Source organism: Bradyrhizobium sp. Pha-3, from assembly GCF_042258325.1.
In the GTDB taxonomy this organism is placed as follows: Bacteria; Pseudomonadota; Alphaproteobacteria; order Rhizobiales; family Xanthobacteraceae; genus Bradyrhizobium; species Bradyrhizobium elkanii.
This window is the reverse complement of the sequence record NZ_CP170151.1, coordinates 4,655,031-4,679,772: the sequence shown is the minus strand read 5'-3', so window position 1 is coordinate 4,679,772 and position 24,742 is coordinate 4,655,031. Positions and strand designations below refer to the sequence as shown.

The 24,742-nt window shown below is 61.3% G+C and carries 36 protein-coding genes and 1 tRNA gene; 10 read left to right on the top strand and 27 right to left on the bottom strand.

The features are described from left to right. Window positions 1–64: 64 nt before the first annotated feature. Window positions 65–140 (top strand) — tRNA-Lys (locus ACE10X_RS21915). Window positions 141–757: 617 nt separating this feature from the next. Here ACE10X_RS21915 and ACE10X_RS21910 read toward each other — a convergent pair. Then, the gene (locus tag ACE10X_RS21910) at window positions 758–1,144 is read right to left on the bottom strand and encodes a hypothetical protein (protein WP_253592079.1); all 387 of its coding nucleotides are present in this window, start codon (window positions 1,142–1,144) and stop codon (window positions 758–760) included. Between the two features lie 360 nt (window positions 1,145–1,504). On the opposite strand from ACE10X_RS21910, the gene ACE10X_RS21905 reads away from it, so the two are divergent. The 3 genes from ACE10X_RS21905 to ACE10X_RS21895 all read left to right on the top strand — a co-directional run bounded on the left by ACE10X_RS21905 (window position 1,505) and on the right by ACE10X_RS21895 (window position 2,664). After that, a complete protein-coding gene (locus ACE10X_RS21905) occupies window positions 1,505–2,212 on the top strand; it encodes a hypothetical protein (RefSeq protein WP_253592080.1) in 708 nt (235 codons plus the stop codon). Window positions 2,213–2,223: 11 nt separating this feature from the next. Continuing rightward, on the top strand, window positions 2,224–2,433 hold the full coding sequence (locus tag ACE10X_RS21900) for a hypothetical protein (RefSeq protein WP_253592081.1): 210 nt from the start codon (window positions 2,224–2,226) through the stop codon (window positions 2,431–2,433). 96 nt (window positions 2,434–2,529) lie between these two features. Beyond that, window positions 2,530–2,664: a hypothetical protein gene (locus ACE10X_RS21895; RefSeq protein ID WP_259239593.1), complete on the top strand. Its 135-nt coding sequence runs from the start codon at window positions 2,530–2,532 to the stop codon at window positions 2,662–2,664. Between the two features lies 1 nt (window position 2,665). On the opposite strand, the gene ACE10X_RS21890 is transcribed toward ACE10X_RS21895, so the two are convergent. The 18 genes from ACE10X_RS21890 to ACE10X_RS21805 form a co-directional block, all read right to left on the bottom strand. Further along, a complete protein-coding gene (locus ACE10X_RS21890) occupies window positions 2,666–3,025 on the bottom strand; it encodes a hypothetical protein (RefSeq protein WP_253592082.1) in 360 nt (119 codons plus the stop codon). Further along, window positions 3,022–3,228, bottom strand: a complete 207-nt coding sequence (locus tag ACE10X_RS21885; RefSeq protein ID WP_253592083.1) for a hypothetical protein — start codon at window positions 3,226–3,228, stop codon at window positions 3,022–3,024. The genes ACE10X_RS21890 and ACE10X_RS21885 overlap by 4 nt, the downstream gene beginning before the upstream one ends. Next, the gene (locus tag ACE10X_RS21880) at window positions 3,225–3,584 is read right to left on the bottom strand and encodes a hypothetical protein (protein WP_253592084.1); all 360 of its coding nucleotides are present in this window, start codon (window positions 3,582–3,584) and stop codon (window positions 3,225–3,227) included. The genes ACE10X_RS21885 and ACE10X_RS21880 overlap by 4 nt, the downstream gene beginning before the upstream one ends. Window positions 3,585–3,646: 62 nt before the next feature. Further along, window positions 3,647–3,913 carry a hypothetical protein gene (locus tag ACE10X_RS21875; protein WP_253592085.1) on the bottom strand — a complete coding sequence of 89 codons (267 nt, stop codon included), beginning with the start codon at window positions 3,911–3,913 and terminating at the stop codon, window positions 3,647–3,649. Between the two features lie 3 nt (window positions 3,914–3,916). Next, a complete protein-coding gene (locus ACE10X_RS21870) occupies window positions 3,917–5,152 on the bottom strand; it encodes a hypothetical protein (protein WP_253592086.1) in 1,236 nt (411 codons plus the stop codon). Continuing rightward, window positions 5,149–7,185 (bottom strand): hypothetical protein, encoded by a 2,037-nt coding sequence (locus ACE10X_RS21865; RefSeq protein WP_253592087.1) that lies wholly within the window; start codon window positions 7,183–7,185, stop codon window positions 5,149–5,151. Before ACE10X_RS21865 ends, ACE10X_RS21870 begins: the two co-directional genes overlap by 4 nt. After that, on the bottom strand, window positions 7,185–8,528 hold the full coding sequence (locus ACE10X_RS21860) for a hypothetical protein (protein WP_253592088.1): 1,344 nt from the start codon (window positions 8,526–8,528) through the stop codon (window positions 7,185–7,187). Before ACE10X_RS21860 ends, ACE10X_RS21865 begins: the two co-directional genes overlap by 1 nt. A 7-nt stretch (window positions 8,529–8,535) precedes the next feature. Beyond that, window positions 8,536–9,984: a hypothetical protein gene (locus tag ACE10X_RS21855; RefSeq protein WP_253592089.1), complete on the bottom strand. Its 1,449-nt coding sequence runs from the start codon at window positions 9,982–9,984 to the stop codon at window positions 8,536–8,538. 285 nt (window positions 9,985–10,269) lie between these two features. After that, window positions 10,270–10,551 (bottom strand): hypothetical protein, encoded by a 282-nt coding sequence (locus ACE10X_RS21850; protein WP_253592090.1) that lies wholly within the window; start codon window positions 10,549–10,551, stop codon window positions 10,270–10,272. A 415-nt stretch (window positions 10,552–10,966) separates the two neighbouring features. After that, entirely contained in the window at window positions 10,967–11,758 is a 792-nt protein-coding gene (locus ACE10X_RS21845; protein WP_253592091.1) for a hypothetical protein, read from the bottom strand. Continuing rightward, window positions 11,755–12,879, bottom strand: a complete 1,125-nt coding sequence (locus ACE10X_RS21840) for an AAA family ATPase (RefSeq protein WP_253592092.1) — start codon at window positions 12,877–12,879, stop codon at window positions 11,755–11,757. The genes ACE10X_RS21845 and ACE10X_RS21840 overlap by 4 nt, the downstream gene beginning before the upstream one ends. After that, window positions 12,876–13,100 (bottom strand): hypothetical protein, encoded by a 225-nt coding sequence (locus ACE10X_RS21835; RefSeq protein ID WP_253592093.1) that lies wholly within the window; start codon window positions 13,098–13,100, stop codon window positions 12,876–12,878. Before ACE10X_RS21835 ends, ACE10X_RS21840 begins: the two co-directional genes overlap by 4 nt. Further along, complete coding sequence (locus ACE10X_RS21830) at window positions 13,097–13,600, bottom strand: RusA family crossover junction endodeoxyribonuclease (RefSeq protein WP_253592094.1); 504 nt, start codon at window positions 13,598–13,600, stop codon at window positions 13,097–13,099. Before ACE10X_RS21830 ends, ACE10X_RS21835 begins: the two co-directional genes overlap by 4 nt. Next, window positions 13,597–13,845 carry a hypothetical protein gene (locus tag ACE10X_RS21825; protein WP_253592095.1) on the bottom strand — a complete coding sequence of 83 codons (249 nt, stop codon included), beginning with the start codon at window positions 13,843–13,845 and terminating at the stop codon, window positions 13,597–13,599. Before ACE10X_RS21825 ends, ACE10X_RS21830 begins: the two co-directional genes overlap by 4 nt. Then, a complete protein-coding gene (locus ACE10X_RS21820; RefSeq protein ID WP_253592096.1) occupies window positions 13,838–14,026 on the bottom strand; it encodes a hypothetical protein in 189 nt (62 codons plus the stop codon). Before ACE10X_RS21820 ends, ACE10X_RS21825 begins: the two co-directional genes overlap by 8 nt. Further along, a complete protein-coding gene (locus tag ACE10X_RS21815; RefSeq protein ID WP_253592097.1) occupies window positions 14,026–14,235 on the bottom strand; it encodes an AlpA family transcriptional regulator in 210 nt (69 codons plus the stop codon). The genes ACE10X_RS21820 and ACE10X_RS21815 overlap by 1 nt, the downstream gene beginning before the upstream one ends. A 105-nt stretch (window positions 14,236–14,340) precedes the next feature. Continuing rightward, window positions 14,341–14,775: a hypothetical protein gene (locus ACE10X_RS21810; protein ID WP_253592098.1), complete on the bottom strand. Its 435-nt coding sequence runs from the start codon at window positions 14,773–14,775 to the stop codon at window positions 14,341–14,343. Continuing rightward, window positions 14,772–16,031: a site-specific integrase gene (locus tag ACE10X_RS21805; protein WP_253592099.1), complete on the bottom strand. Its 1,260-nt coding sequence runs from the start codon at window positions 16,029–16,031 to the stop codon at window positions 14,772–14,774. Before ACE10X_RS21805 ends, ACE10X_RS21810 begins: the two co-directional genes overlap by 4 nt. Window positions 16,032–17,058: 1,027 nt before the next feature. On the opposite strand from ACE10X_RS21805, the gene ACE10X_RS21800 reads away from it, so the two are divergent. Then, window positions 17,059–17,190, top strand: coding sequence for a hypothetical protein (locus tag ACE10X_RS21800; protein WP_259243485.1), 132 nt, complete (start codon window positions 17,059–17,061; stop codon window positions 17,188–17,190). Between the two features lie 366 nt (window positions 17,191–17,556). Here the strand turns inward: ACE10X_RS21800 and ACE10X_RS21795 are convergent, their stop codons facing one another. The 3 genes from ACE10X_RS21795 to ACE10X_RS21785 all read right to left on the bottom strand — a co-directional run bounded on the left by ACE10X_RS21795 (window position 17,557) and on the right by ACE10X_RS21785 (window position 19,244). Beyond that, on the bottom strand, window positions 17,557–17,793 hold the full coding sequence (locus ACE10X_RS21795) for a hypothetical protein (RefSeq protein ID WP_038387145.1): 237 nt from the start codon (window positions 17,791–17,793) through the stop codon (window positions 17,557–17,559). A gap of 145 nt (window positions 17,794–17,938) precedes the next feature. Continuing rightward, a complete protein-coding gene (locus ACE10X_RS21790) occupies window positions 17,939–18,844 on the bottom strand; it encodes a ribonuclease Z (RefSeq protein ID WP_038387156.1) in 906 nt (301 codons plus the stop codon). Between the two features lie 205 nt (window positions 18,845–19,049). Then, the gene (locus ACE10X_RS21785; protein ID WP_016846119.1) at window positions 19,050–19,244 is read right to left on the bottom strand and encodes a hypothetical protein; all 195 of its coding nucleotides are present in this window, start codon (window positions 19,242–19,244) and stop codon (window positions 19,050–19,052) included. 259 nt (window positions 19,245–19,503) lie between these two features. Between ACE10X_RS21785 and ACE10X_RS21780 the strand changes: the two genes are divergently transcribed. Next, window positions 19,504–19,731 (top strand): hypothetical protein, encoded by a 228-nt coding sequence (locus ACE10X_RS21780; RefSeq protein ID WP_157788088.1) that lies wholly within the window; start codon window positions 19,504–19,506, stop codon window positions 19,729–19,731. A 39-nt stretch (window positions 19,732–19,770) separates the two neighbouring features. Here the strand turns inward: ACE10X_RS21780 and ACE10X_RS21775 are convergent, their stop codons facing one another. The 3 genes from ACE10X_RS21775 to ACE10X_RS21765 all read right to left on the bottom strand — a co-directional run bounded on the left by ACE10X_RS21775 (window position 19,771) and on the right by ACE10X_RS21765 (window position 20,775). Continuing rightward, complete coding sequence (locus tag ACE10X_RS21775; protein WP_038387143.1) at window positions 19,771–20,229, bottom strand: hypothetical protein; 459 nt, start codon at window positions 20,227–20,229, stop codon at window positions 19,771–19,773. Between the two features lie 35 nt (window positions 20,230–20,264). Beyond that, complete coding sequence (locus ACE10X_RS21770) at window positions 20,265–20,426, bottom strand: hypothetical protein (RefSeq protein WP_162832439.1); 162 nt, start codon at window positions 20,424–20,426, stop codon at window positions 20,265–20,267. Window positions 20,427–20,514: 88 nt separating this feature from the next. Next, window positions 20,515–20,775: a DUF3551 domain-containing protein gene (locus ACE10X_RS21765; protein ID WP_028340725.1), complete on the bottom strand. Its 261-nt coding sequence runs from the start codon at window positions 20,773–20,775 to the stop codon at window positions 20,515–20,517. A gap of 341 nt (window positions 20,776–21,116) precedes the next feature. Between ACE10X_RS21765 and ACE10X_RS21760 the strand changes: the two genes are divergently transcribed. Both ACE10X_RS21760 and ACE10X_RS21755 read left to right on the top strand, forming a co-directional pair. Continuing rightward, window positions 21,117–21,749, top strand: a complete 633-nt coding sequence (locus tag ACE10X_RS21760) for a hypothetical protein (RefSeq protein ID WP_375764560.1) — start codon at window positions 21,117–21,119, stop codon at window positions 21,747–21,749. Then, window positions 21,746–21,907, top strand: a complete 162-nt coding sequence (locus ACE10X_RS21755) for a hypothetical protein (protein ID WP_244435933.1) — start codon at window positions 21,746–21,748, stop codon at window positions 21,905–21,907. The genes ACE10X_RS21760 and ACE10X_RS21755 overlap by 4 nt, the downstream gene beginning before the upstream one ends. A gap of 156 nt (window positions 21,908–22,063) precedes the next feature. On the opposite strand, the gene ACE10X_RS21750 is transcribed toward ACE10X_RS21755, so the two are convergent. Then, window positions 22,064–22,915, bottom strand: coding sequence for a 3-hydroxybutyryl-CoA dehydrogenase (locus ACE10X_RS21750; protein ID WP_018271573.1), 852 nt, complete (start codon window positions 22,913–22,915; stop codon window positions 22,064–22,066). Between the two features lie 939 nt (window positions 22,916–23,854). Between ACE10X_RS21750 and ACE10X_RS21745 the strand changes: the two genes are divergently transcribed. Beyond that, window positions 23,855–24,070 carry a hypothetical protein gene (locus ACE10X_RS21745; RefSeq protein ID WP_038387142.1) on the top strand — a complete coding sequence of 72 codons (216 nt, stop codon included), beginning with the start codon at window positions 23,855–23,857 and terminating at the stop codon, window positions 24,068–24,070. Window positions 24,071–24,198: 128 nt separating this feature from the next. After that, window positions 24,199–24,459, top strand: coding sequence for a hypothetical protein (locus ACE10X_RS21740; protein WP_038387141.1), 261 nt, complete (start codon window positions 24,199–24,201; stop codon window positions 24,457–24,459). On the opposite strand, the gene ACE10X_RS21735 is transcribed toward ACE10X_RS21740, so the two are convergent. Continuing rightward, window positions 24,456–24,653, bottom strand: coding sequence for a hypothetical protein (locus ACE10X_RS21735; protein ID WP_375764559.1), 198 nt, complete (start codon window positions 24,651–24,653; stop codon window positions 24,456–24,458). The genes ACE10X_RS21740 and ACE10X_RS21735 overlap by 4 nt on opposite strands. Window positions 24,654–24,742: the final 89 nt, after the last annotated feature.

Genomic DNA, 24,742 nt, shown 5'->3' with positions numbered 1-24,742 from the left:
GCTGGAGCACGATCCCGAGATGCGGGTTAACCCGCTGACGTCTGGATCCGCTGTTCAGGTGAGTGAGCGCGTAGCTCAGGCGGTAGAGCACGTGACTTTTAATCATGGGGTCGAGGGTTCGAGTCCCTCCGCGCTCACCAAACAAATTCAAGCACTTAGATCAAAATCGAGATTGCGATACTGGGCTGAAAAATCGCCCAAGCACACACCCAGCACACGCTAGGTGCAGCGATGATTGCCGCTCTCTTGTTCGGGATCGCAGTTCTGGTGCTGCTCGCACCCTTCGTTGCCGCGGTGGTGCTCATCGCCAAGGTCAACAGCTTCGGTGAGCCGGGCTAAAGCTCGGGACGAAACCATTTTCCCCATTGCGCGAAACCGTCCCGAAATAAACCAAGCCTAACGTCGCCGCTCCTCCAGAAGGAGCGAAGGCTATGACGGGCTCACTGCAGAATCGCAAAGTGCGCATGCTCATACTCGCAAGTTTGCTGGCTGCGACCGCCGCCCTACTAGCGTTGATGGCCGCTCCCCGTGCCGTCCCAAGCGCCGAGCTCGGCAGCGAGTGGCAGTGCAGCAAGGCGGGCTTCGTAACGACGTGCCGTCTCGCCCCCTGATGAAAAGGCCCGCCGGGCATGAACCGGCGAGCCCTTTAGCTTTCAGAACATCATGCTGCTGCCGATCGTCGCGAGCTTCCGGCTGAGCAGGATGGAATAGCGCGCGATCCGCAGCCGGATCAGCATCACCAGCGCACGGGTCAGCCTCACGCCATCGCTCCCTGCTGCCAGTCCTGGGTCCCGGTCTGCTCGAGCAGGCCGTCCATGTCCCCTATCCCGCTGTCGTTGTCCTCCTCGAGGTCGTCGGTGCCGCCAGCCGCCCAATGAGGCTGGGCTGCCCGATCGAGGCTCCCAAGGTCGGGCTCGTCGTCCTCGAAGCAGTCCTCGCGGTCGCAATCGTCCAGCTCGCGCTCGGTCATCACGTATTCGTCGCTCGCATCGAGGAAGGCGATCAGCCGCTCGATTTCCGCGGATGCCTCTTTCCTGAGTCTGCGGAGGCTCTGGAGAGTCGTTTCCCGCTCCCGCCGTTGGACAGCGAGTCCAGACCGGATCGCACCAGCGGAGTCGGCTGGCCGTTCTATGATGGTTTGCATGTCGGTAGTCTTTCGGTTTGGCTTCCTACAGCCGCGCCCAGTGACAGACTGGGCAGCCGGGGGGTAGGAACCTGCCGAAAGACAGGTCGCAGCGCTTTTAAGGGTTTCCCCTCTGGACATGGCGCAGCGCCCCCGGCATAAAGCCAGAACGGCGCGCCCGCCAAGGCGCTCCAGTAGCGCCTAGCGAGCCCGCCAAGGCTCACCGCGCTTTCGGCAGCCATCGACGCCAATCGATCGCCAGCCTATTTCGGTCCGGGTTCCTACACCCACGGACAGCCTGCACCTGATTTGCTTAAAAATCCATCCCCTCCCTTGGGGGAGGAATTGCCTTCGGCCGCCCGTTCGGGTTGTATCTTCGCCATGGCAGACGAATCCGGCGATCAGGAAAAGCCGTACATCGGCGCGACGGGCGCCGACGTAACCGTGGCCGTCGCGCGATCGGTCCTTTCGATAATCCCAGTGCTGGGCCAGACCTTGCAAGAGGTCGTCACCGCCATCGTGCCAAACCAAAGAGCCGAGCGCGTTGAGAAATACCTTGTGATGCTCTCGGAGCAGATCGATCGCCTGCAGATCGCAATGGAAGAAATCAAGCGGCCCGAAAGCGTCGATCTGATCGAGGAAGGCGCTTATCAGGCGGTGCGCGCGCTGACCGATGATCGAAGGCTGCAGATTGCAAAGGTCGTCGCGAGCGGGCTTGCCAGCGAAGAACAATCGAAGCTTCGCCAAAAGAGACTGCTTAAGATACTGGGTGATTTGGACGATCAGGAAATCTTGATACTGCAGGCCTATGCCGACGACCATGCGCAGGCGCGTCTTCAAGAGATTGCACCTCGCCCTGTCGCCGCAAGTGCTCCCCGCCCAGAGCGCGATAGATCTGAATTCTACGAGTGGTCCAAACAAAACCTGCATCAACGCGGTTTAATTTCTACCGGCCTCGAGGGACGTTTTAGATCCACAAAACTGACAGGTCTTGGGAGAGCTCTCCTGAAGGCGGCTGATCTGTTGCCGACCGGAGGAATTCAAGATCGGCTTGACCGACAGTACGACAGCCTTCCCGGCGAAACATAATAGCTTTGCAAATGGCAGACACCTATCAAACCGCAAAGGCGATCGCGCACCACGTAGATTTGGTTGTCGCGCATCTCGCCACGAGCATCGGCCAGGAGCCTGCTATCATGCGCGTGATGGATCACCTTCAAATCGTGCTGCAGGACGCACTCGACGGCGGAGATCAAGCGGACATGGCCATGGTGCTTGCCCCCGGTGGCACCGAAGCAAGGCCCAAATGACATGCAACGTCTCAACCTAATTGGCATGCGTACCGCGATCTGCATGGCGCTGATCGGCGCTGTCGCTATCATCACATGGCTCGGAGGATTCCGATAATGTTGAGCATCCTTGGCTGGCTATTGGCTATCGGCGTCGTGGTGCTGATCGTGATGTTTGGCGGCGCCGCCCTTGGTGCCGGCATCGGAAACCTGATTGTCGCAATCAGGCGCAAGAAGCCGGGCCAACAGTAAGTTAAAGCCATCCCGTGCGGCCGTAGGGAATCCGCCGGTTGAAATTCGCCGCGGGGTCATTCTTGCGACGATTGAAGATCATGTTCCGCGCAATGCTGAAGGGCTCGGCGCCCGGCGGAATGGTTTGGTTGCAATCATTGCCGAGTGGCTTGCCGTTGATATCGGTCAACGTCACGACAGCATCGTCCTCGATTACATAGAAGCCGAAATCGATCTCCCCAGGGTCGCCCTCAGACTGCGGACGAACCTGGTAAACGACCTGTTGCACTGGCGACCGCTTCGGTGCCGGCGACCGCCTCTTAACCACCGCGGCCTTTCGCGCTTCAAAACCTCGCGCCTCCAGCCTGTCTAGCCAGCTCACGCGGCGTTTTCCTTCTCGATCTCGTCCGAGATCTTCATCGCGTCGAGACAGGCGCAGCCATGGCCCGTGATCAAGTTACGGATCACGCCGACTGGGACCCCAGGGGAGAGTTTTGCGAGTTCAGCCGCTCGCTTGTCAATGAAGGCATCGGCCTCCGCTTTCGCTTGGACAAATTTTTCGCGGACACCCTTGGGGATCTTCATATTGCTTCCTTCAGTTTGATTTCTTCCAATTCCTGTTTTGCCTTGGCCGCGTCGTTGAACGATCGCGCGACCACTAACCTGTCCTGTTTATCACGCTCGATTACATAGACCTGTAGGGGATACGGCAATCCCATGAACGCTGGCCAATGCGCCTTTTTCCACGAGGACGGAACGCCGATGCCGCTGATGCGATTTAATTCCGCCGATGCCGGACCGAACGTCGGATCGGCAAGGCCTCGCCCGGTGTGAGCATTCGATACAGCCACCACGGATTGCAGAAGATTTTCAAATCCAATCGGCTCGCAAGCCGCGACAAAAGCGGCGACGGTCGCAGGGCTCGCCGGCATCGAACTCAAGCCCTTAGTCTCGCACCAATTGTTGAAGCGTGACAGAGCCGAGACATATGCTCCAAGCCCGTTCACCGCTTCGCTTTCCTCAAGCGCGCGTGCATCTCCTCCAGTCGCTTGAGCTGGTTCACGTCGCTGGCGTATTTCTTTAGCGAGGCAACATCACTGTCCACATCTCGGTCGAGCGATTTACGGAAGTCTTTGATGATGTCCACACGCCTGGAAAGACCATACAGCGCAAAGTTTTTGGTGATCTCGTCCGGCGTCGCCGGCTTGCCTGTCATCAACTCGCTATGCTCTTCCAGGCCGTCAACGTAGCTCTTATCATCGTCTGACATGGCTTACCTCCTAGCAGCTTTCTGTGCGCTGTAGAGAGCGAAAGCGTCGTCAACACTCCCGCTCCGGCTTAGCTTCGCTTCCAGGTCGCCCAAGCTGGCATGGGCGCGATCGCCGCGCGTCAAGGCCACACCAGGACGCTGAACCCTCGGAGCAACAGGCGGGAGCTTCCGCGCCTCGATCTGCTTTTTGTAATCCGCCATCGCCCTCTGATGCAGCCTCCACTGCGCTGCCTCGTACATTGTCTTTTGAGCGAAGGCGCTGCGCAACGTTCGATCGCTCCGAGACAATCGATCAAACTCGGCGAGTTCGATCCCGCTTTCCTTCAAGCTGGCTCGGATTTCTGCCATGACGTCCCCATCCATTTTCGGAATGATGGCGTTGACCTTGGCATCTTCGGCTTTCGCGTACTCCGCGAAATCGCGCTCGGCCTGCTGCGCTTGGTGCGCATTCAATTCGGCAGTCCGATGAAGGATATTTTGGCAGCGGTTCACATAAGCGGCGACCTGCTGGGCGCGCTGCGGGTTCTGCTGTGACATGAGGATTGCGGCGGTCTGCCACTGATCTCGCGGGATCGTCGCAAATTCGGGGAATTGATCGAGGAAGCCGACAAGCGCAAATTCCCCGGCTTCCTTGATGCCGTGAGCATAGGCCTCTTTAGCCTTTCCGATTTCGGCTACCTCGGCTTCCAACGCTGCGCGAACTTGCGGGTTGTTGAGCGCAGCCTCAAGCTGCGGATCAAGTTCACCATCCGGCACCGACGCGCGGCCAGCAGGTTCGGCAGCATCCGTCGCCGGCTTCTCAATTTTTGCCTCATCAGTCTTCGGCAGTTCGAAGCCGTAAATCTGAGCCGCATTCGGATCGTTCTTCAGTGCCTCCGCCCGCGCAGCATCGACAGCAGCAGCAATATCTGCGTCGTCCTTGGCCTCAAGGGCTGCGCGATTGGCGTCGCTATAATTCGCGTAATCGTCTGCCGCCTGATCGACGGTAACGCTCTCGTTTTCCGGAACGGGATTGCCGGCATCATCGGTCGCCACCAGCTTGACCGGTTCGTCAGAAGTCGGGGTCAGGCTCTCTGCCAGCTCCCACAGCGATGCGTCGTCGCTGCCGTACTCCTCCGGCTGTTCCTTCTTGATGACAGCCGAGCGAGGAACGTACCCCTGATCGATCTCGACACCTTCAATTCCGAACTTCGGCTCTGACGGGACAAACTGCCCGGTAGCTTCGTCGCGGTCTGTCAATTCGCTCTCCTAAGCTGTCGCTTCTTTTGGGTTGATGCTTCTGCCAGACCGCCGGCAGCGCCACGGCCTGCCGTTCGCGCCATCTGCTGCGCGCGCTGAATGCGCCCGATCGTCTCGTCAATCATGCCGTCCAGCTCGCCGGCAGAAACACCGCGCCGGAGCAGTATCCTGCCGACCGCCTCGCGGACTGCTGGCGTGTTTCCGGTGACGACGTTCGAGCCGGCGCTGATGAGAGATTTCACGGCGCCGCCGTAGTTGCCGGAAAGCACCTGCCCCACCACGCCAGGATCGACGCCAAGCGCGGCATCGTCGGCCAGGTTCTCAGCCGTCTTGCTGTTGCCCTTGGCGGCGTTGCGCGTCTCGAACATGCGCTGTTCTGTCATCAGCCGCCGCTGCATCAACGGGTTGCCGGGAGCGATATCCCCCGCCTCTGCTGCAAAGGCATCGTTTATCAGCGGTCTGGTCTTGTCCACACCGAAGGCCGCACCCTGCGTCTGCGAGATCAGCGGATCGGCATAACCGGTGCGGAACGCCTGCTGACCGCGCGGCGACAAGGCGCGATAGGCTGGAATGATATCTTCGGTGCGACCGCGGGTCGCTGCTGCCCGGCCGGCGTCGATTGCCTCGATGTTGCGGGTCGCGCCAGCAAAGTCCCGGTTGGCTTGCCGGAAGCCCTCTGAAGCGTTCTCCAGCGCGTCGTCAATCTGAGTAAGCACCTGCCCGAGCATTCTGGCACGGTTGCCCTGCCCATTCTGCCGAGCGTTCTGCACCTCGTCAGCGAGCTCGGAGCGGACACGCTGGACATGCTCAAAGTCGGAGATGAATTCCGGGTTTTCCGCGTCGCCGTTGGTAAGCATGCGCCGGTAGCGCTGCAAGCGTCCCGAAATGGTGTCCGGTGCCGCCGGCTCAGCGGGAACGTTGGCCTCGATATGATCGACCACGCCACGGACGTTCACGGGGCCCGCACCGTCGCGAACAGCACCATACGCCTCATCGGCGATGGCACCGCGCTCCGCCGTCATGGTGTTCCGCAGTTCGTCCGGCGTCATCCGACTGCCGAAGCCCTCTTCAATGGCTCGAGAAACGCGGCGGCCCTGCCCGGCTTGCCGGGTATCGAGAAAATTGACGACATCAGTTCGGCCTTGACCCGGTGCTCTCGTTACCGTCGAAAGCATCCGCTGCCCCGAGTTGCCGAGCGCGTCAGCAAGGGTATAGGGCGATCCTTCAGCGTTTGCCTGCGCGAGCCGATCGGCAACCTCCTGCGTGGTCAGACCGCTTTCGTTAATCGCGCGCGCAACCTGGCCGCTCGCATATCGATCCGGATTGATCCGAGCCATGATGTTGCTGATCAGCGGGCTTGCCGCAGTCTTTGCGACTGCCAAAGCAGGAGGGAGCAGCGCACCAGCGGCGGCGCCGATGGCTGCTCCCTGCCCCGCGTTCGCAAGGCGATCGTCAAGCGAGTTACCGGAACCAAAACCCGCTATTCCGCCAAGCGCCGTGCTGTCCGCTGCCGAGGCAAGTGTACGTCCGACTATGCCCGGGCTTTGCGAAAGCATTCTCGCAGTGGTCACGCCCTGCCGAGCAAGACCAAGACCGCTGCCAACTCCGCCCGCGATCTCCGCCGCAGTGCCGAGCGTGCCAGTGTTCTGGCGCGCATCGTCCAGGATCAGGTCTTCCCGAGCCTTCGCATATTTGTAGGCCTCGCGAGGATCCAGAGTACCCCGCTTGATCATTTCCAGCGGCGTCATCGCGCCGGCAATTGCCTCATCCGCAAGGTTCAGTGTCGCGCCCTGTACAAGCCTGCGTGTCAGGCCGGCGCCGGTATCGATGCCCTTGGCCTGCAGGTCGTTGCGCTCGTCAATCGCCGCCTGCCGATACTTGTCCGGCTTCAGCCCGATCTTCTCGTTGAAATCAGCCTGCGGCATGTCCGCATAGAATTTCTGATGCAGCGCCGATGCCAGATCAGCATCGCTCATGTCATCGTACTGCGGGAATTTCGCGCGAACGTCTGCGATCGTGAGCTGTCCGGCCATCAGCGAATACCCAATGGGTCAATCGGCGCCCCTGCAGCCGAACCACCTCCACTCGGCGACTTGTAGCCAGGACCGGCCGCCTTTTTCATCGCCTCAATGGCAACCTGGCGCGCCTGACGCTTCTGCGCAACGACCGCAGCGCTGTCGCCCGGCTGCGGGAACAGCTCCTTTTCGTATCGCTGGAACTCCGAGGAGCCGATCGCAGCGCCCGACTCGTCACGCAGGATTGCCGTGATGAAATTGTCTCTTGCCTGTCGGTACTGCTGATATTTGCCGGTGTTGGCCATGTTGGTGGCCGCGCTGCCGCCGACGAACGGGATCGTGTCCAGTGCGCGATTGTAGCTCCCGGAAAGCCCGCCCGCCTCTCCTTCGAGGTTTTGAATGGTCTTCTCGGCGGTCTCCATCTTGTTTCCGAACTTCTCGGACTTCGCCTGCACCTCAGTCTTTTTGCCCGTCGCAGCATCGGCGTTGGCCTTGGTGACTTCCTTGACGAACGTCTTGCGGTCCACGCCGGGCGGGATCGGAATTTCCTTGCCGTCCGGTCCCGTAACCGTCGTGCTGTCGGCTGGCGCTTCGGTGCCAGCCTCGAGCGGCTTGCCGTTCACGTCATAGGTCTTGTGCGTAACCGGATCGCGCCAGCCATAAGTCTTGGTGTTTTCGTCTTCCTTGACGACGCCAAATTCCCACTTCTGAGGGCCCTGATAGGCCGGCGAAACCGCACCGGTCCTCGGATCGGTCTTGACGATCGTTCCATCAGGAAGCGTCTGGAAGCCATACTGATGCTTGCCGGCAGCGATCGAGTCCGCAACGTATTGCTGCCCATATTGTGGGCTAAGCATCGCGATCAGAGCCCGTTGTGGCCCAAGCTGCTGGGACAAGGCGCTGAACAGCGCGCGCTGATTTTGCTGCGCGACGCCTGCAGGGCCTTGCAGTTCGCCCGTTGCCAAGCCGGTAACACCGTTGATGATGCCCGAGATGAGGCCGCCGGAATTGCCCAAGCTCTCGGCGCCGGCCCGGAGATGTGCGCCAAGACCCGATGTATCCGGAGCCTGCGCAAACTGCGGCATGCCCGGTTGCGGGCCGGGCGCCATGGCAGGCTGAGTGTAGTTCTGCGCTGGAACCGCACTTGCCTGCATCGGCTGCTGCACCGGGGGCAGCGGCGCTGACTGGACCATTGGAGCAGACCCGGCCATCATCGGCGGGGTTGTCCCGCCGTACTGCGCCATGTCGCTCGGCAGACCACTTGGGAAACTCGGCTGTCCGGCAAGGTCGAGCAGACGGCCAATCAAGCCGTCTCCGCGATAGCTGTTCGGTGCGAAAAAGCTGCCATCAAAGAGGGCCATCAGTACCTCACGAAATTCGGTAGACGGAGATGGTGCAGTCCTTGCTGTCGCCCGTGGCATTGAACTGCATGATGGAAGATGTGTTGTTCGTGTTTTTCACAGAGATGCGAATGGCACCTGCTGGATTGGTAACGATGGCGCTGATGTGAACCACGACGCTTTGATTTGCCGCTGCAGAGCTCGCAAAGGTGGAAGCCGCAACTGTTGTGCCATCCCAAAGTCTGAGAGTGTAGGAATTGGTCGCACTCGAGCAAAACAGCGACACATAGCCCGATACGTAGAAAGTCCCTGTTGCCGCACCCTGCGATGAAGTTGGGCCATCGAAATACGAAGTTGTATTCGAAATGCTGACGTTCGCACCCAGCGAATTGATGACAGGATTGATGGTGACGCCTTGGATCGAAGTCGCGCTTGCGAAAAACGCCAATTGACCCGAAGTCGGAGAGCCGCTGGTGCTGACGTTGCCACCGCCTGGCGGCGTCTGCCACGTCATATCACCGCGGAGGAACGTGGTCGTAGATGCGCCTGTACCGCCGTTGACATTGACGGCCTGCAGATTTCCCGTCACGCCCGTCGCGAGAGGCAGACCGGTCGCATTGGTCAACGTTGCTGATGCCGGTGTGCCCAGCGCACCACCAACGAAGTAAGCCGCACCCGTTCCGACCTCATCGGTGATTGCAGCCCGCAGATTGGCCGAGGTCGGCGTTGCCAGGAACGTCGCAACGCCGGTGCCAAAGCCGCTTACACCAGTCGAGACTGGCAAGCCGGTGCAGTTCGTGAGCGTACCAGACGCGGGAGTGCCGAGCGCGGGCGCTACAAGCGTCTTGTTCGATAGCGTTTGCGCTGCGCTCTGCCCGACAAGGGTATCCGTGACCGCTGGAAGCGTCAGCGTGCCAGATGCCGCCACAGCCGCGTTAACCTGCGTAGTCCCCGAACTCGATCCAGCAAAGGCAACGCCCCCTTGAGTATAAATGCCATTCGTCGGAGGCGTCGCCGAATAGTTCGCCGCGACGACAAGCGCACCGACATCAGCCTGCTGCGCATTGGCGCCGTTCAGGAATTGGATCGCAATAGCGCTGTTGATGGACGAAATTGTGGGATTTGAGATCGTCGGCGACGTCGCGAGAACAGCGTTGCCCGTCCCGGTCGTCGGTGCAAACGTCGGAACACCAGCCGAAAACACGGGCACACCGGTGCTGGCATTGACGTTCACACCAAACCCGCCGCGGCTTGCCGAAAGCACACCAGACCACGAAAGCGTCAGGGTCTGGTTGGAGATCGCCCCGACGACGTTCGTGTCGCTGACAACGGACTGGACAACGTTCGCGTTGAGCTGCGTCGCGTCTGCAGTCCCCGTGATCGGATGATCATCGTTCCACTGCGGCCCATAGACGCGCCTTGCATCGCCTCCCTGCGGCCACGGCGAGACAAAGTTATGCCGGGCAATGAGGGTCAATCCGACGCCTCCTCGTTGTCATTGCTCGGCGCCGGCTCACCGGTCGCAAAGGTCTCGCGATCGAAGGTCTCAGCGTCGAACAGGTCACAATCGTCCTCGTCCATCAGGAAGCCCTCCCCGCTGCGATCGGATCGATGCCATCAGCTCGGAGGGCTTTCAGCACCGCCTGCCGCACATACTCGGATTGCTTCTGACCATGCTTCCGTGCTGCCAAGTCAATCTGTTCGGTCACCTCAGGCGCACATCGGAGATGAATCTCACTCGAGTAACGGACGGAATTGGACATCACTGCCTCGGACCAACGTGGTTTGCCGTCGAGCCGGCGCCGCCACCCACGGTGACGTATTGCGGCTGGCTACCTGCCGCCAACGTTGTGTCGCTGAGGACAGGCCTGTGGCTCGTCATGGACCAGTTCCAGCCAGGCGGGATGATCAAATCCCCCACGACACTGGGCGCCGCCATCGCAAGCGCCTGTGTGGAATAGGTGCCAACCAGAGTGGCCGGCCCCATGTGCTGCCCGTTCTGGACGACGCTCTGCGGTCGATAGAGCTGGTAGTTCGTCGCCATCGCTTCCTCCAAATCAGATGGAGCAAGTGTGGAGCGTTAGCGGCGCGACTACAAGACCCCGTAATCTTTAATCACGTAGTTTGTTTTCATATTCAATCACTTAAAATCATTCCTAGCCAAAAGCACACCATCAGCACACTCTGACGGTCTTGGTAACGGATCGCAGGCGTTACCGTCACGCCTCACCAAGCCATCGGCCAAGCCTCGCGCGCACGCGCGCGTAATGGTCCGTCTCTCGCCCGCGTGGCTCCAATCTCCCGATTTCTTCAATCGCCATGCTTGGTTACGTGCCATGGGGTTCTCTGGGTCACGGGTAACGGTCACGGTCACGGATGGTCACGGATCGTGACCGGTCACGCGGTCACGTCACGGTTCTCCCCCCTATAAGGGGGAGACCGGACGTTACCGGACCCCGTTACTCAGCGGCCTGAGCCGCGAGATCAATCTCGACTTCCCGGAAGTGAAGCAGCAGGGCTTGGCGAAGGATGCCGAAGATCACCTGCGGCGGAGAGTTGTCGTCCGTCGGTATGGTCCGACGAATGAGGTTCAGCACCTCCGAGAGCAATGACCAATCCTCGGGGGTGAGATCGCCTGGCAATGGATCGGGCTGGAACGTGAGCTGCGCTGGCGGCGGAGGCGGCAGAGTTTTGGCTTTCTCCAACTCGGCTTCCAACTCATCGATGCGCCTCTGAAGCACGCGTTCGTCGGCGGCGACGCCCTGTAGGATGATGCGCTCGATGCGGTGGACCGGTTCGGCCTGCTGCTGCCAACTGATCTTGAGATCACGCTCGCCCTCCAGCTCGGGCACCTTGTCGCCGTATCGCTTGGGGTGAAGCTTCGCCATCAGGAACTTGAGGGTATCAACCTTGAGGCGGGATCGGTTGATCCATTCATGGTTACATTTCGGCTCGCCCTTTCCGTCCTTGATGGTGTCCTTGGAGTTGTCCCAAGCAATGTCGATGATGTCTTCGGCGTACCAATCCATCAGGGATTCGCGCGCGGTCTGGTACCGGGATTGCCGACCGGTGTCCTTCTCCATCCACCGCAGGAATGTCTGGCGGCTTGGCATCTCGGGGTCCTCGCAGATTTTGCGAAGCCCCTGCCCGTTCGCCATGCGATCGCAAATCTCGGTGAAGATTTCGTCTGTGAATTCGCTCGGCCGCTTCGGCTTCGGCTCCGGCGGGATGATCTCGGCTTCGGTGGTCATGCGTTCACTCTCCAGATGCCGGCATATTCCCGGACCAGTCCCTTGTCCTTCAGCGCCATGCGCGTCTCGTAATGGCGCTGCTTCACGGTGATACCCTCGGCCTTGGCAAGCTCGCTCCAGGCCTCCGTCGTCAATCCTGCGGGTCCGGCATCGGACAGCAGCCGGTACATGACGCGCTGATTGGTGGACAGCTTCGGCTCGGTGCTGCCGCCGCTCGACGTCGCGGTGACTTCCTCCCGGCTCACGATGTTCACCGTGATCGGGTCTCCGTCCTCGTCGGCGCCGAGTTCGCACACTTCCCCTATGAACGAGAAGAGAGGACCTTCGGGAGCGTCGTTGGCCTTTGTGACCGTCGCGGTTTTGATACCCTCGCCGCTCAACGTCACCATCAGATCGGCGTCGCCGAGAAAAGCATTTGAACCGCGCGCGCCGCGGCTCTCGTCTTTCCCGGTATGGCCGATCAGTGCGATGTGCGGTCCGCCGCCGCCGAGCAGGTCCTTTACTCGTTGGATGCCGGTAAAGACGGCTCCCTGATGGCTTGCTTTGTCCTCATCACCGCCGCCGGCTGCGACCAGCTTGGCGAATGTGTCAAAAATCGCCAACCCCACGTAGTCTCCTTGATGATCTTCGTCCTCAAGGAATTCGCCCTCAACTTCACGAATGGTGTTGACGATCTTCTCAACTGAACCCGGTTTGGCCAAATCCACGATGCCAGGGACAATTGCGATTGGAAGACTACCTGTGATGCCGCGCCGAGCCGCCGTCGCCCAGATGCGCCGCTCGACAAGATCGGCACGCTCAAGGGCGAAGTACACGACACTCACGGGGCCCTTGCTTTTGTATCCAAACCAATCGCTGCCACTCGCGATGGCTACGGCAGCATCGGCCAGCAAGGAAGACTTCAGGCTACCAGGTGGCCCGATCCACGCAGAAGTCTCTCCCCATGCGAATATCTTCTTGATGATATGCGCCTTGCTGCCTTCCTGCGCGGGATGGTCGAATTCGCGGAAAAGCTTGAACGCGAAGCCTTTCGCCTTCGCACGGCGTTGGTTGCGACCGCTATTCAGGATCGGTTGAGCAACCTGCCACGCACGCTCAATGACATGCTCAGGAACCGTCATACGTCACCCCGCATCAGTTCGGGATAGACGAGATCCAGCGCGCCCATTTCCTCCAGTTTCGCGTCAACCTGCGCTGACGTGATCCTGTCGTTCTTGAGCTGCAGCCCGAGCACGCGGGCTTCGCTGGCGAGCCACTGCGCGCGGCTGCACATGAAGCGCAGGCCGGCGAGCTGGAGCTGCTTCCGGATGGCCGGATCGGAGACCATGAGGCGATGGTTCATTCGCCAGCCTCCATTTTTGTCTCAACCTGAGATGAAACTCCCAAGTTGGGAGTTTGATTTTCGGTGCAATCTGCACTGAAAATAGGTTTCACCGTGCAGACCACGAGCGGCTGCGGCCCGTAACGCTTTTCCAGGTGGATCAGGATGACTTGGCTGTCGTCCACATACACCACGCCGTTCATGGCGTCGTTGAAGACCTTCGCCACGTTGTCGAGATCGGGTTTTTTCGTCGGCTTTAGCTCGCCAACGATCGCCCGCTGGCGCTTCTTCTCGGACCACGATGCCGGGATCGGATAGATGGCGCGAAGCGTGAGTTCAACGGCTTCGCCGAACGGCGCTCGGCTACCCATAGCATCGACGGCGGCGCCGAAGATCAGGCTCTCGTAACTGCGGGTTTTCTGCGGCGTGTAGTGGCCGACGCGACCACCGCGGACGAAAGCTCGAGCCCGGCCCTTACCCTGAGGCGGGCCAAGCACATTGAAGGTGACGGGCTCGCTCATGCTGCGCCCTCCGGATTGGAGGGCTTCAGAAGGTCGAGCAGGCCGCCGCCGGAATAGTTGGCCACCTTGGGCAGCGCCTCCTGTTCGAGCTCCATTCTGCGGTAGATTTCTCGATAGACGATATCCAGCGTCATCTGCAGCGAGCCCGAGAGTGAGCGCAGGTCATCGGTGCTGATGTCGTTCATCCCGTTGTGCTGGAGCTGGCCGGCGATGTGATCGACCTGGCAGGCGTAGGCCTTAATCATGCGCAGCACCTCCAAAAGCGAGGTCTGCGATCGTGACGGCGGTGTCCGCCGGCATCGCGAAGATTTCGGAGAGGTATTGCGCGCGCCGGGCGCGGAGGCTATCTTCGGAGCTGTTCGCCAGAACAGTTTTCCGAAGGTCGGTGCCCGCCACGGCGCCGGCCTTCTCTGTTTCTTGGATCATCAGGCCGCGGCCTCCTGCTGAGAGGTCGATCGCCTGACCAGCGAGCGGACGTATTCGACCACGTCGCCGCGCCGGTACAGGATCCTGCCGCCTTTCACAAAAGCCGGGCCGTCTCCCTTCACGCGTTTGTTGGCGAGTGCACCGGTCGTGATCTTCAAGATGGACGCGACCTCCTGGGGGGAAAGGAGATCGTCGGGATTCTCGGACATGAAGCCTCCTCATCAAGAGTGATTTGCAATGAGAAGGAAGTTAGTTGCGTGAAGTGGCCTCGACTGAGCGTCAGTTTAAATGGACGATTTTTTGCCCTTTCAATGTCACCTATCTTTTGTCTGAAGGGCGACAATTTCTCTCACGCGGCGCCGCCGTCGCTGGACGCGTCGTCGATGAGTTTCCGCCTGATCCTCTCCGCCCACCTTGCGAGCGGCCTTGCGCAGCGAAGAGCCACGCTTCAGCTCGGCATCGAGAGCGGCATCCTGCTTTTTCGTATGAACTGAGACGTACCCTTCCCTGCGCCCCTTCCGCTGCTGCCTGAAACGCGACATTCGCGAGATCGCCTCCAACGTCGCCAGCTCAACAACCTCGATCGTATCATCGCCCTTGAAGCCGGCTAGAAACGCCCAGCCGCGAGCGGCAACGGCATAAGCGTTCATTCTCTCCTCGAGCAATTCCACTTTGCCGACTTTCTTCATGTGCGGCCCATCAGCGATACCGACGAGGAAGTTGAGCCAGCTTCGTAGCTCTTTGCTCACTTTGCGACCTCCGCGAAGGGAACGACATTGTCAGTCTGCGGGGCGAGAATGATATCGACCAGTGCAGCTAGCTTGGCGAACGACTCGCGCTTCTCGTCCAAGTAGGCGTAACGGTCATAGGTACCGCGAACGCCTACAATCACGTGCCCCATCGCTCGCTCGGCGTGATCTTCCGGCACCTTGGCGCGGCTCATGAGCGTGCGGGCGGTGCGGCGCAGGTCGTGAAGCGTCCACCGCGGCATCTTGGGCCGGCTCTCCGCTTTGCGGATTTTGGCTATCTCCGCGTCCAGCAGCTTCTTCGCCTTTGAGAAGCCGCTAAAGGCCTTGGCGCCGCCCACGGTCGAGAAAATGAACCATGAGTTACCCTTGAAGCCCTCCGGCTTTTCGCCGATCAGCGCCCTCGCCTGCGCCGACATGGGGATGACGTGATCCAGCTTGTTCTTGTATCGCGAGCCAGGAATGGTCCACAGGTCGCCGTCGAGTTCGGCCGATGTCATCCGTGAGGATTCGTTCCGGCGCGTCATGTTGAGCAGGAGCGATTTCACGTACCGCGAGTAGCAGGCCGGTTCGGGCACCTTCTCCAGCGCCTTCCACACGTCCCGGATTTCTTCATCCGTCAGTGTGCGCTTCCGGGCTCGCTCTTTTGGCTTGGTGCGCGCCATGCCGCGGACGATCGGAGAGGAGAATTCGTCGTCGCGGGTCGCCCACCAGTTGAAGGCCTTCCGCACGTGGGCCAGCGTCCGGTCAGCCATGACTGGGCCGGCTTCCTTTTCGACAGCGTCCAGCATTTCGGAGATATGCCGACGCTTGACGTCATAGATCGACATGGTGCCGATCTTCGGCCGGACATAGCTGTCAAAGGCGTGCTCGACCTGCTTGCAGCTCCGCAGCTTCTTTGCGTGCTTTTCCACAAATAAGTCCAAGGCCGCGTCCACCGTGTTCTTGTCGGCAAGGGCCTCCCGTTGCGCCTCCTCGCGCTCGGCCTTTTGCTCCTCGAGCGGATTGGATCCTCCGGCAACCTCGCCGGCCTTGATCGACGCCAGTTCCCGCGCCCGCTTCGGTGTGATGTCCCCGTGCACGCCCAGGCCAAGCCAGTGCTTCTTGCCGGTGCGCTTGTCCCGGTAGCGGTAGAAATAGGACACCTTCCCGCTCTGCTGGCAGCGAGCGACAAAGCCGGTCGGGTTGGTATCGGAGATGATTTGGCCCGGCTCCAGGGCTTCCACCGCTTCCTTGGTGATCTTCAGCTTCGCGGCCATTGCGCGCCCTTCCCTCGGAGTGTGCTTGCGTCACGGGGTCAACAAGCACACTCTGAGCACACTCGCCGGAATTAATGCAAGTGAAATCGCGTTATCCCCCATGAAAACGGATGATAGTTGATTAATTATGCATTTTCAGCTACTTAAGGTCGTTCGGCTGAAAACAACGCCAACTCATGAGGTTAGCAAGTGTGCTGGGCCATAACTTTTAATCATGGGGTCGAGGGTTCGAGTCCCTCCGCGCTCACCAAGCAAATTCAGATATTGAAGCCAGAAATACAGCCTCCAAGCCGTTTTCAAAGTTTCGTCTTGCACATGCGTTGCACACAGTAGTGCGGCAATGACGATAGCGCTCATGGTGCTCGCGCAGCTGCGCAGGCGCCGGCGCCGTTCATGGCCGCGGGGACCGCGATCGCCAAGATCAACGGCTTCGGCAAGCCCGGTTAGCAGATCGGTAACCGTACCGGAGGGCGCTTCTCACGGGACGGGACCGATTGGGGATGCGGAATACGGTCACCGTTTCAGGAGGAGCTGGCGCGCGGGCCCTGGCGCCGGCTCTTCTTAATTTTGTGTGAACCAAGCCACAGTTGTTCGGCGTGATCTTTAGTAGGTTTTGGGCGCTGGGGATTTCAGGGCCCAGAGGCTGGAAGAACAGGGCGCCGCCGGGACAAACCATTTCGGGCCCGGCGGCGTAATTTTTCGGAATGATCAGAACCGCAATCCCAATGCTCGGACCAGACGCATTCGGACGCCAACGGCTCGTTGCTCTCCCTGTCGCGGTCATCATGCTCGGCGTCGCCCACGTCGGGCCCGCCTGCGGTTCTCCGGACCGGTCGGCGGCGGGTGTATTGCGGCATAAGCCTTGCTCTTTACGTGGCGCAGGGAATTTCAGTGTCCCGGTTCAGGAACAAGCTGTCGCCGGATGTGTCTTTTGGAGACGGCCAGCTGGATTCATTGGGAGGTATCGTTGAGATACGCAGCGCCCCTACCGTCAAGGTTTATCGTTCGGAGAGGAAGCACCGACTGGATGGTCTATGATCGAGAGCTCAAGGGGCCAGCGCAGTTGAAGAAAGACGGCCGCTTCGCCGAGAAGCTGACGAAGGAACAGGCCGAACACATCAAGCAGGCATTGACGGACGCCCTGAAGCCCGAGCCGTAGGCAGAGCTAGCTCGAATACCCCGATCGGCGGCGACACAAACCGCGAACAGATGACATCTGTGTTACCTCGTAAGGTATATGAACAGAGTTGGGCAAAGCGAACGAGGCGCGGCAAAACCGCGGCGCATCAGTGGAGCAAATTAGGCCGTCGCGGAATTCAGCTTTGACTACCGGCCTTTTAGTCGAGCCACCGCGCGTCGCCGCGGAGGAACGATCAGTGAACAGCTCAAAAGCATAGTGGAAGCCGCCCGCGACGGTGAAGACCACCTGCGCACCGAGAGGAGCGTGAACGCAGGATGCCGAAAGCGCACGAAGCCCAGCGGGCAATTCGGAGCGAACATTCGGAGCGCTGCAAGAGTTCAGACATCAGGCCAACGGCAATTCGCCCTGACCGCCTGTCCAGTCGATGATCTCGAGCTGGAGTCCTCGCTTCAACATCTCTGCCTCGAGACTGCCGGCATGCCGTTTCCATTCGGGCGTTGCGCGGACGCGGAATCTTGGATCTTCGCCGGCCGCCTCGAATTGGTCGTCGGCCTTGAGCGCGCCGCGGACGGCTTCGTACATCATCTTCAGGCTGGCGTCGGTGAAGGCGCCGTAGTCCATCGGTCGTCTCCCTTGGCACTGTGACACGCAAAAGGCCGCCACGTAGTCACTCGTGGCGGCCTTCTGCAAGCGGCCCATCCAGACGGCCTGGGACGACGTTGCGTGAGTCGGGTTAATGAAACGTTGTTCGTGCGGCGGCGCGCACTCAGATCGCGATGCGGTCGAAGTCGATGGCTATCCGGCTGTTCGGGAAAGTCCTCGTCGCCTCCGCCAGAATGTCCTCGTCCGGGTAGCGGCCGGAGATGTGCGTGAGGATGAGCTGCTTGACCCCGCTCCGCGCCGCGAGCGCGGCGGCTTCGCTGGCGGTCAAATGTCCGTAGTCGCGCGCGATGACTGCATCACGCTCGAGAAACGTCGCTTCGATCACCAGCAGGTCGGCGTCCCCGACGTGTTCGGCGAGCCCCTCGGTGGTTTCGGCATCACCGACGATGACGAGCTTCTTTCGCTCCTGCGCGGGGCCAAGCACCTGCTCGGGATCGATGGTGCGACCGTCGTCCAGCTTCACCTGCCGTCCCTCCGCCAGCTCCCGCCGAACGGGCCCATCGGGCACGCGCAGCGCCAGGAGCCGGTCCGGGAGGAGATGCCGGCGCATCGCGCTCTGAAAGGAGAAAGCGAAGCTGTCCGTATCCCGGTGGCGGACCGGAAAGCAATCGATGGTGAATTCGCCGGCGTCGAGGACTCGCCCCTCGCTCAACGGCACCAGATCAAGCGGGATCGGCGCTCTGCCCTCGCCCCAAAGGCCTGCCAGCATGCGGACGACGACATCGAGCGTGCCGGGCCCGGCATGAATCGTCATCGCATCCGAGCTTTGCCGCAACCGGAGGGTCGAAAACAGCCCGGGGATGCCGAGCACATGATCGAAATGCCCGTGGGTCAGCAACAGGCGATCAAGCCGTCGAAAGCCGGCGCCACTCCGCAGCAGCTGGCGCTGCGTTCCCTCGCCGCAATCGACCAGAATACGACTGCCGGCCGCCTCGACGAGGATGCCCGGGTGATTGCGCTCGGGAGACGGCACGCTTGCCGACGTTCCCAGAAAAGTCAGCGAGAACATCGCAGCACCTCGCCTTCCGACTGCCGACGGCGCCATGCCGCCGAGATCGCGCAATCTGATGGCAGCGTCGCCCGGTGTGTTCAAGCATTTCGATGCCGACGACACGAGACCAAGGCGTCCTGACGCCTGCGGCTTCGAGGGCAAGCCGCATCCGCGCCATCGGGATCGGTCGTCGTGACCGGCTCGCGGCGCCCTTGTCACGCCCTCATAGCCTCAAACATCGAAACAGCTGCGCGAGCGCGGTGTTGGCGGATTGCGCGCGCCGCTCGACGATTTCGGCCGCAGCGGCATAGTTGCGCGCCAGGATCTGAAGCGCGCGGCGGGCATCCGGCAGCGTGGATTGCTCCGCCATCTCCAGGCACTGATGCTCGAAATATCTGAGCTCCTCAAGTTCGGTCATTCGCGAATCGTCCGATCGGTTCCTGCATTTTCGAACTCAGTGCGCCGGCGACCTAGTGAAAGTTTGGCAAGTTTGTTGCGGGGGTCGGGCAATCTGGTCGGAGTGTTTCTGGACGCATGATTTGATAGTCACCGCTCCGTGACCGATGCGAGGATGAGCTGCGCGGATCGACAACCGCGTGCAATCGTTTCACAATGCGGCTGTCTCGCTTGGCGAGATTTGGAACATGCGCCGTTGATGCGGCATCGAATTGGCTTTGTTGGACCAGATGAGGAAACGCGATTGGGCTTTCGTGGCGGCCTGTGTGGCAGGCGCACTGCTGTTCGGTGTCTGGAGTTTCCAGATGGGTATCGCGTTTCATCGATCCCAGCACGGCGCGACCGACCTCTCCAGTTCGCATCGGCGCAGCCAGGACGGCGCTTCCGCGCGCAGCCCGGCCCGGCGCCAGGCGGATGACGGCGATCAGCTGGCCGGACAGCCGCGATAGGCGCCGCGATCGCGTTCGTCACCACCACATCGCGTCCGACTAGGCCCACGCCAGGCCCGCCATGCCGGCGGCGCCATCGTCATCTGTCTTCGCATGCGTGAGCCGCCTGCGGCGCGGACTGTCCTTGGCACGACGGTGACGAGCGCCAAATCTGTGCAGCGCCATCGGCACCTGCCGCATCACGCCGCGGACGAGATCGATGGCCTGCCTGACGAGGGCCACCACCGTCGCAACGCGGGTAAAGAAGCCGATCAGGAAGATCATCGAGAAGATGTCGATATAGGCCAGCACATCGCCAACCAGCATCAGCTCGGGAGGAAGCGGAATCCGGTGCCAATAGGCGCCGATCACGATGGCAACCGGGATCAGCGCGATCAGCTTCCGTAACGTCAGCCGATCGAGCAAGGCGGCGAGCTCAACGACCAGGATCTGCCACAGCCAATCGCCAAGCGCGGCCGGCTTGTCGATCGTCCAAGTCTGCCACAAACGCTGCCACATCGCCGCTCCGCCTCCCGTTGCGCGCTTGACTTGCGCTACGGCTTCGACGACGCCTCGCTGCTGCCTTCGTCTGCGGCGCCTTGCGCATCAGCCGGATCGGCCGATGGAAAGATGCGCTCATAGTTCGCACGCGCCTCGCGGATCAGACGCGCGCGCTCGCGTTCGGACTTCGAGATGAACCTGATGATCTCGCCCATGTTCGCTCCAAGGCAAAAAAAATGATCCGACCGTCAGCTATGCAACCATCGTGCCCGACGGTCGCTTGGCCCGACCTCCTCGCACCGCTCAGCGGAACGCCCGCGGCGCCATCCGCTGCTGGCTGAAGGCAACACGCGGATTGATGCCGCAATAGGCGTCGCGGCCCGACGCGGATGCCTGGCACTGCTGATAGGTCTGGTAGCCGCAATAGCCGGGATATCCCTCCTGCCGGCCCTGGATGCACCAGGGATACTCATAGGGATCGGCCGCCGCAGGCGACGCGGAACCGACAATCCAGCTCGTTCCGAGCGCCGCGAACGCCAGAATTGCCCAATTCGTCCTGCGCATGATCGTGTTTCCTTGCTCAATCGGCACCCAGCCGCTGATCTAGGTACGCCGGCACGATCTGCGAGGTTTCCGGGGACCGCCTCAAGAAGCTGTGACGATCGTTCAAAGCCCGCTCGCGGCACGGTGAGCACCGGCTGACCGGTCATCGGCCCTCGCGGCCTCCACACCCCGCTGGCCCGCTGCCCGCCGGCCCATCCCAGCGCATGTAGTTAACCGACGCCTAATCGGGGATACGCGGTTGAAATGTACGACTTGAGCGCGCCGCAAGGCGGCTGCCCTAGTCTCCCGCGCGGCTCAATGGACGACGACACCCGGAGAGGCTCGTCGCACGGGGGATAATCATGCGCAGCGCGCTCATTGCTTCAATGATCCTGTCACTCGCGGTCGGGCCGGCCGTAGCCGGACCACGAATGTCGGGGCCGTCCGAGGCGGCGCCGGGCAGCGTCGAGAAATATCGCGGCTACGTCTTCGATCTCTCCGAGAACGCCGACCGCAAGGACGTCACCAGCATCGCCGACATGGTCCGCCGCCAGCTCGACGTCGTGGAAACCGCAGGCTTCAGCCCCAAGGTGCTGCAGTTCTTCCATCGCGTGCCGATCGTTGCCAGCGAGATGGCGTGTCTCGACGAAGGCGCGGCGGCGGCCTGCTATGGCTTGACGCCGCCGGAATGGGACCACGGCACGACGCGCGACGTCACCATCTGGGATCACGACAAGCAGCAATGGACCAATTCGGATCCGCTCGCGCTTGCGCTCGATTCCGGCATCGGCATCATCAGGATGCGTCCGAACATGATGCGTTACGCGAAGGAGCCGGTGCTGCTGCACGAATTCCTTCATGCCTATCACGCCCGGCTGATGCCGAACGGCTATGAGAACAAAGGCATCAAGGCTTTCCTCAGCCAGGCCAAATCGAAGGAGCTGTTCGCCAAGGAGGCCTATGCGTTGAGAACCAGCAGGAGTTCTTCGCGGTGACGGCGAGCATCTTCCTGGCCGGCAAGGATTCCGAGCACGAGCCCTATACGCGCGCCACGCTGAAGGAGAAGATGCCGGACTACTACAAGTATCTCGTCGGCCTGTTCGGCGCCGATCCCGAGGAAACCAGCGTCACGCCGGTCGCATCGGCCGACTGAGCCCGGTATCTCACAAAAAAACGAGGCCCGGTGTGCCTAGGAGACCGGGCCTCGTTTCTGATGTCCCCCGCCTCGTGGCGGATCAGGTGTTGTCGATACGCGACCTTGTCCGCGCGATCCATCCCGGATGATTACGGGGTCGGACGCGCGCCGGCCTCACTTGCTGTAGCTGTAGAACCCCTGCCCGGTCTTGCGGCCGAGATGGCCGGCATCGACCATCTCCTTCAGCAGCGGCGCCGGCCGGTATTTGGGGTCGTTGAAGCCGGTGTAGAACACCTCCATCACCGACAGCATCGTGTCGAGCCCGATCAGATCGGCGAGCGCGAGGGGGCCGATCGGATGATTGCAGCCAAGCTTCATGCCGGCATCGATCTCCTCGGCGGTCGCAATGCCTTCCTGCAGCGCGAAGATCGCCTCGTTGATCATCGGGCACAGGATGCGGTTCACCGCAAAGCCCGGGCTGTTCTTCGCCGTGATCGCGACCTTGCCGACCCGCTTGGCGAAGGCTTCGGCCTTGGCGACGGTGTCGTCCGAGGTCTGCAAGCCCCGGATCAGTTCGAGCAGCGCCATCACCGGCACCGGATTGAAGAAATGCATCCCGATGAAGCGGTCGGGACGATCGGTCGAGGCCGCAAGGCGAGTGATCGAGATCGACGAGGTGTTGGTTGCGACCAGCGCGCTCGGCTTCAGCCCCGCACAGAGATCCTTCAGGATCTTGATCTTCAGCTCCTCGTTCTCGGTCGCGGCTTCGATCACGAGATCGCAAGCGGCGAGCTTGGCCTTGTCGGTGGTCGCGTTGATGCGTCCGAGCGTCGCGTCGCGATCGGCCGCGGTCATCTTCTCCTTGGCGACCAGCCGATCGAGACTGCTCCCGACCGTTTTCAGGCCGCGCTGGACCGCCGCGTCGGAGATATCCACCATGGTCACGCCGAGGCCTGCCGCCGCGCAGATCTGCGCGATGCCGTTGCCCATGGTCCCGGCGCCGATAATGCCAACCGTCTCAATCATCGCATTCGTCCCTCGTCGCTTGCGCGGCCGCGCGGCCGCATCGTCAAAAACGGCGGACCGGAGGGGTCCGCGGATGGCGCATGAATAGCAGTCCGGCCGCGCGGCCGATACAGCGGAAGCCGGTATTCCGGTGGGGTCTATTCGGGGCGCGGCGGGACAGGTCGCCGTGGCGGAACGGCCGGCCGCGGTGGCAATTGGGTGCGCGGTGGTTCGGCCGCGCGCGACGGTTCGAGCACGCGGTTAAGTCGTACGACCCACCAGGCCAGCCGCCCGTAGCTGCGGCGCAGCGCCGATCCGAATCCCTCGTCGATGTCCTGATCACGATCCATATCCCTATCATTAACGTGCATCCTTGAAGGAACGGTGAGTGCCATCACGTGCAGCGCCGGCAATCGTTAGCAACCTGGCAACCATCCACGCGCGGGCTGTACGCGGGTGCCGGTAGTCTCCCGGATTGCGCCGGGAAGTCTCCGCGCTGCAACATCGCAGTGCCGGTTCGACTCGCATTTTGTTGATCGAATTTTCCGCCGAGCGCCGCGACATAAGGACATTAGACGACGAGGGCTACGCCCATGCTTGCCGAGAAATTCATTCTGTTGCTCGAGACATTGCTTAACGGCCAGACCCATTCCGACGGAAGTCCCCGCGTGGTGAGCACCTCGCCCCACATTCCGGTGAAGCTTCCCGGTGGAAGCCAACCGCAAGGCAGCCTGCCTCGCTAGGCCCCTGCTGCTGGCAGGTTAGGTCGCCGCGAGACTTTCAAGGGCGTCGCAGCCACGTCGCTGCGGAATGCTGGTCGCCAGATTGCCGCGCGTGCTGACCAGATGATAGTCGTGACGCACGAAGCCATTCGGCCGCGCAACCCCTTGCCCGTGATCCAGCTCATAGGTGGTGAAGCCGAGCCACGCTACACCGCTCCGGCAACGACGTGGTGCCGCCGTGGACGATCAGACCGACAGCAAGACCGATTTCGGAAGCATCGCCGTCGCAATCTGCGTCGCCGCCTACATCGCGATCATGCTGGCCTATCTCGCCCAATACGATCTCGGCCTGACCGCCGCGCAGACACGCCATCTCTCGATGCTGGCAGCGCTGTTCCTCGCGCTGCCCGTCGCGCTGGATTTGCTGCGCAGCGGGTCCGGCGACGCTCGCTGACGCGGGCACGAACGCGCCTGCCGCCGCCGATCTCCCCTGCCGCAAACACGCCTGCGCAACATAGCGCTAGGTGAAGCGACGCGAATCAGCGTTACTTTGCAACTGATCGCTTCGTGGGATTTGGCGGCATGACCCAGCCCGACGTGTTTGATCAGAAGGTTCTGGATCAGAACATTCGCGAACTGCAGGAATGGCTGCGCAGGGCCTGGCAGCAACTCGCGGACCCCTCGCTCACCGCCTTCTCTCGCCGCGAATTGCGCAACCAGATGAAGCAGTGCAACGCCGATTTGCGCGTGCAACTGCAAGCCGCCTCCAAACGAATGCTGGTGCAGCCCGCCTCATCGGGCAGCCGGACGTTCGCCAGGCCGGCGCTGCGGATCCTCGCCTAGAGCATGATCCGGAAACGTGCGAAGCGGCTTTCCCCCGCGACAAAACGCGGGGCGTTTGCGTGGAGATCATGCTCAAACAATGGGCTGAAGCGCGATGACGATTCAACCCAATCGCATCGCGCTTCAGCGTTTGTCTGGCTGTCACCCATGCCAGCGCGCCAAAATGCCGCGATCTCCTGCTGCATGCTGGCCATACGCACCCTCTGCTTGTGCAGGAACGCCCGACAAGGCACAGCAAAATCGCTCCGGTATGCCTATATTGGGCGTTGTGCAGCGGCCGACG

Excerpts from the sequence above, each read along its gene's own strand:
- ACE10X_RS21785 (WP_016846119.1), bottom strand. The coding sequence starts at position 19,244 with ATGACCGAACTTGAGGAGCTCAGATATTTCGAGCATCAGTGCCTGGAG.
- ACE10X_RS21805 (WP_253592099.1), bottom strand. The coding sequence starts at position 16,031 with ATGGCCGCGAAGCTGAAGATCACCAAGGAAGCGGTGGAAGCCCTGGAG.
- ACE10X_RS21795 (WP_038387145.1), bottom strand. The coding sequence starts at position 17,793 with ATGGACTACGGCGCCTTCACCGACGCCAGCCTGAAGATGATGTACGAA.
- ACE10X_RS21885 (WP_253592083.1), bottom strand. The coding sequence starts at position 3,228 with ATGAAGATCCCCAAGGGTGTCCGCGAAAAATTTGTCCAAGCGAAAGCG.
- ACE10X_RS21820 (WP_253592096.1), bottom strand. The coding sequence starts at position 14,026 with ATGATCCAAGAAACAGAGAAGGCCGGCGCCGTGGCGGGCACCGACCTT.
- ACE10X_RS21735 (WP_375764559.1), bottom strand. The coding sequence starts at position 24,653 with ATGGCCAGCATGCAGCAGGAGATCGCGGCATTTTGGCGCGCTGGCATG.
- ACE10X_RS21845 (WP_253592091.1), bottom strand. The coding sequence starts at position 11,758 with ATGACCACCGAAGCCGAGATCATCCCGCCGGAGCCGAAGCCGAAGCGG.
- ACE10X_RS21740 (WP_038387141.1), top strand. The coding sequence starts at position 24,199 with ATGACCCAGCCCGACGTGTTTGATCAGAAGGTTCTGGATCAGAACATT.
- ACE10X_RS21895 (WP_259239593.1), top strand. The coding sequence starts at position 2,530 with ATGTTGAGCATCCTTGGCTGGCTATTGGCTATCGGCGTCGTGGTGCTG.
- ACE10X_RS21815 (WP_253592097.1), bottom strand. The coding sequence starts at position 14,235 with ATGTCCGAGAATCCCGACGATCTCCTTTCCCCCCAGGAGGTCGCGTCC.
- ACE10X_RS21835 (WP_253592093.1), bottom strand. The coding sequence starts at position 13,100 with ATGAACCATCGCCTCATGGTCTCCGATCCGGCCATCCGGAAGCAGCTC.
- ACE10X_RS21910 (WP_253592079.1), bottom strand. The coding sequence starts at position 1,144 with ATGCAAACCATCATAGAACGGCCAGCCGACTCCGCTGGTGCGATCCGG.
- ACE10X_RS21790 (WP_038387156.1), bottom strand. The coding sequence starts at position 18,844 with ATGTTCTCGCTGACTTTTCTGGGAACGTCGGCAAGCGTGCCGTCTCCC.
- ACE10X_RS21830 (WP_253592094.1), bottom strand. The coding sequence starts at position 13,600 with ATGAGCGAGCCCGTCACCTTCAATGTGCTTGGCCCGCCTCAGGGTAAG.
- ACE10X_RS21905 (WP_253592080.1), top strand. The coding sequence starts at position 1,505 with ATGGCAGACGAATCCGGCGATCAGGAAAAGCCGTACATCGGCGCGACG.
- ACE10X_RS21860 (WP_253592088.1), bottom strand. The coding sequence starts at position 8,528 with ATGGCCCTCTTTGATGGCAGCTTTTTCGCACCGAACAGCTATCGCGGA.
- ACE10X_RS21900 (WP_253592081.1), top strand. The coding sequence starts at position 2,224 with ATGGCAGACACCTATCAAACCGCAAAGGCGATCGCGCACCACGTAGAT.
- ACE10X_RS21840 (WP_253592092.1), bottom strand. The coding sequence starts at position 12,879 with ATGACGGTTCCTGAGCATGTCATTGAGCGTGCGTGGCAGGTTGCTCAA.
- ACE10X_RS21800 (WP_259243485.1), top strand. The coding sequence starts at position 17,059 with ATGGTCTATGATCGAGAGCTCAAGGGGCCAGCGCAGTTGAAGAAAGAC.
- ACE10X_RS21775 (WP_038387143.1), bottom strand. The coding sequence starts at position 20,229 with ATGTGGCAGCGTTTGTGGCAGACTTGGACGATCGACAAGCCGGCCGCG.
- ACE10X_RS21850 (WP_253592090.1), bottom strand. The coding sequence starts at position 10,551 with ATGGCGACGAACTACCAGCTCTATCGACCGCAGAGCGTCGTCCAGAAC.
- ACE10X_RS21765 (WP_028340725.1), bottom strand. The coding sequence starts at position 20,775 with ATGCGCAGGACGAATTGGGCAATTCTGGCGTTCGCGGCGCTCGGAACG.
- ACE10X_RS21875 (WP_253592085.1), bottom strand. The coding sequence starts at position 3,913 with ATGTCAGACGATGATAAGAGCTACGTTGACGGCCTGGAAGAGCATAGC.
- ACE10X_RS21760 (WP_375764560.1), top strand. The coding sequence starts at position 21,117 with ATGCGCAGCGCGCTCATTGCTTCAATGATCCTGTCACTCGCGGTCGGG.
- ACE10X_RS21750 (WP_018271573.1), bottom strand. The coding sequence starts at position 22,915 with ATGATTGAGACGGTTGGCATTATCGGCGCCGGGACCATGGGCAACGGC.
- ACE10X_RS21865 (WP_253592087.1), bottom strand. The coding sequence starts at position 7,185 with ATGGCCGGACAGCTCACGATCGCAGACGTTCGCGCGAAATTCCCGCAG.
- ACE10X_RS21825 (WP_253592095.1), bottom strand. The coding sequence starts at position 13,845 with ATGATTAAGGCCTACGCCTGCCAGGTCGATCACATCGCCGGCCAGCTC.
- ACE10X_RS21770 (WP_162832439.1), bottom strand. The coding sequence starts at position 20,426 with ATGGGCGAGATCATCAGGTTCATCTCGAAGTCCGAACGCGAGCGCGCG.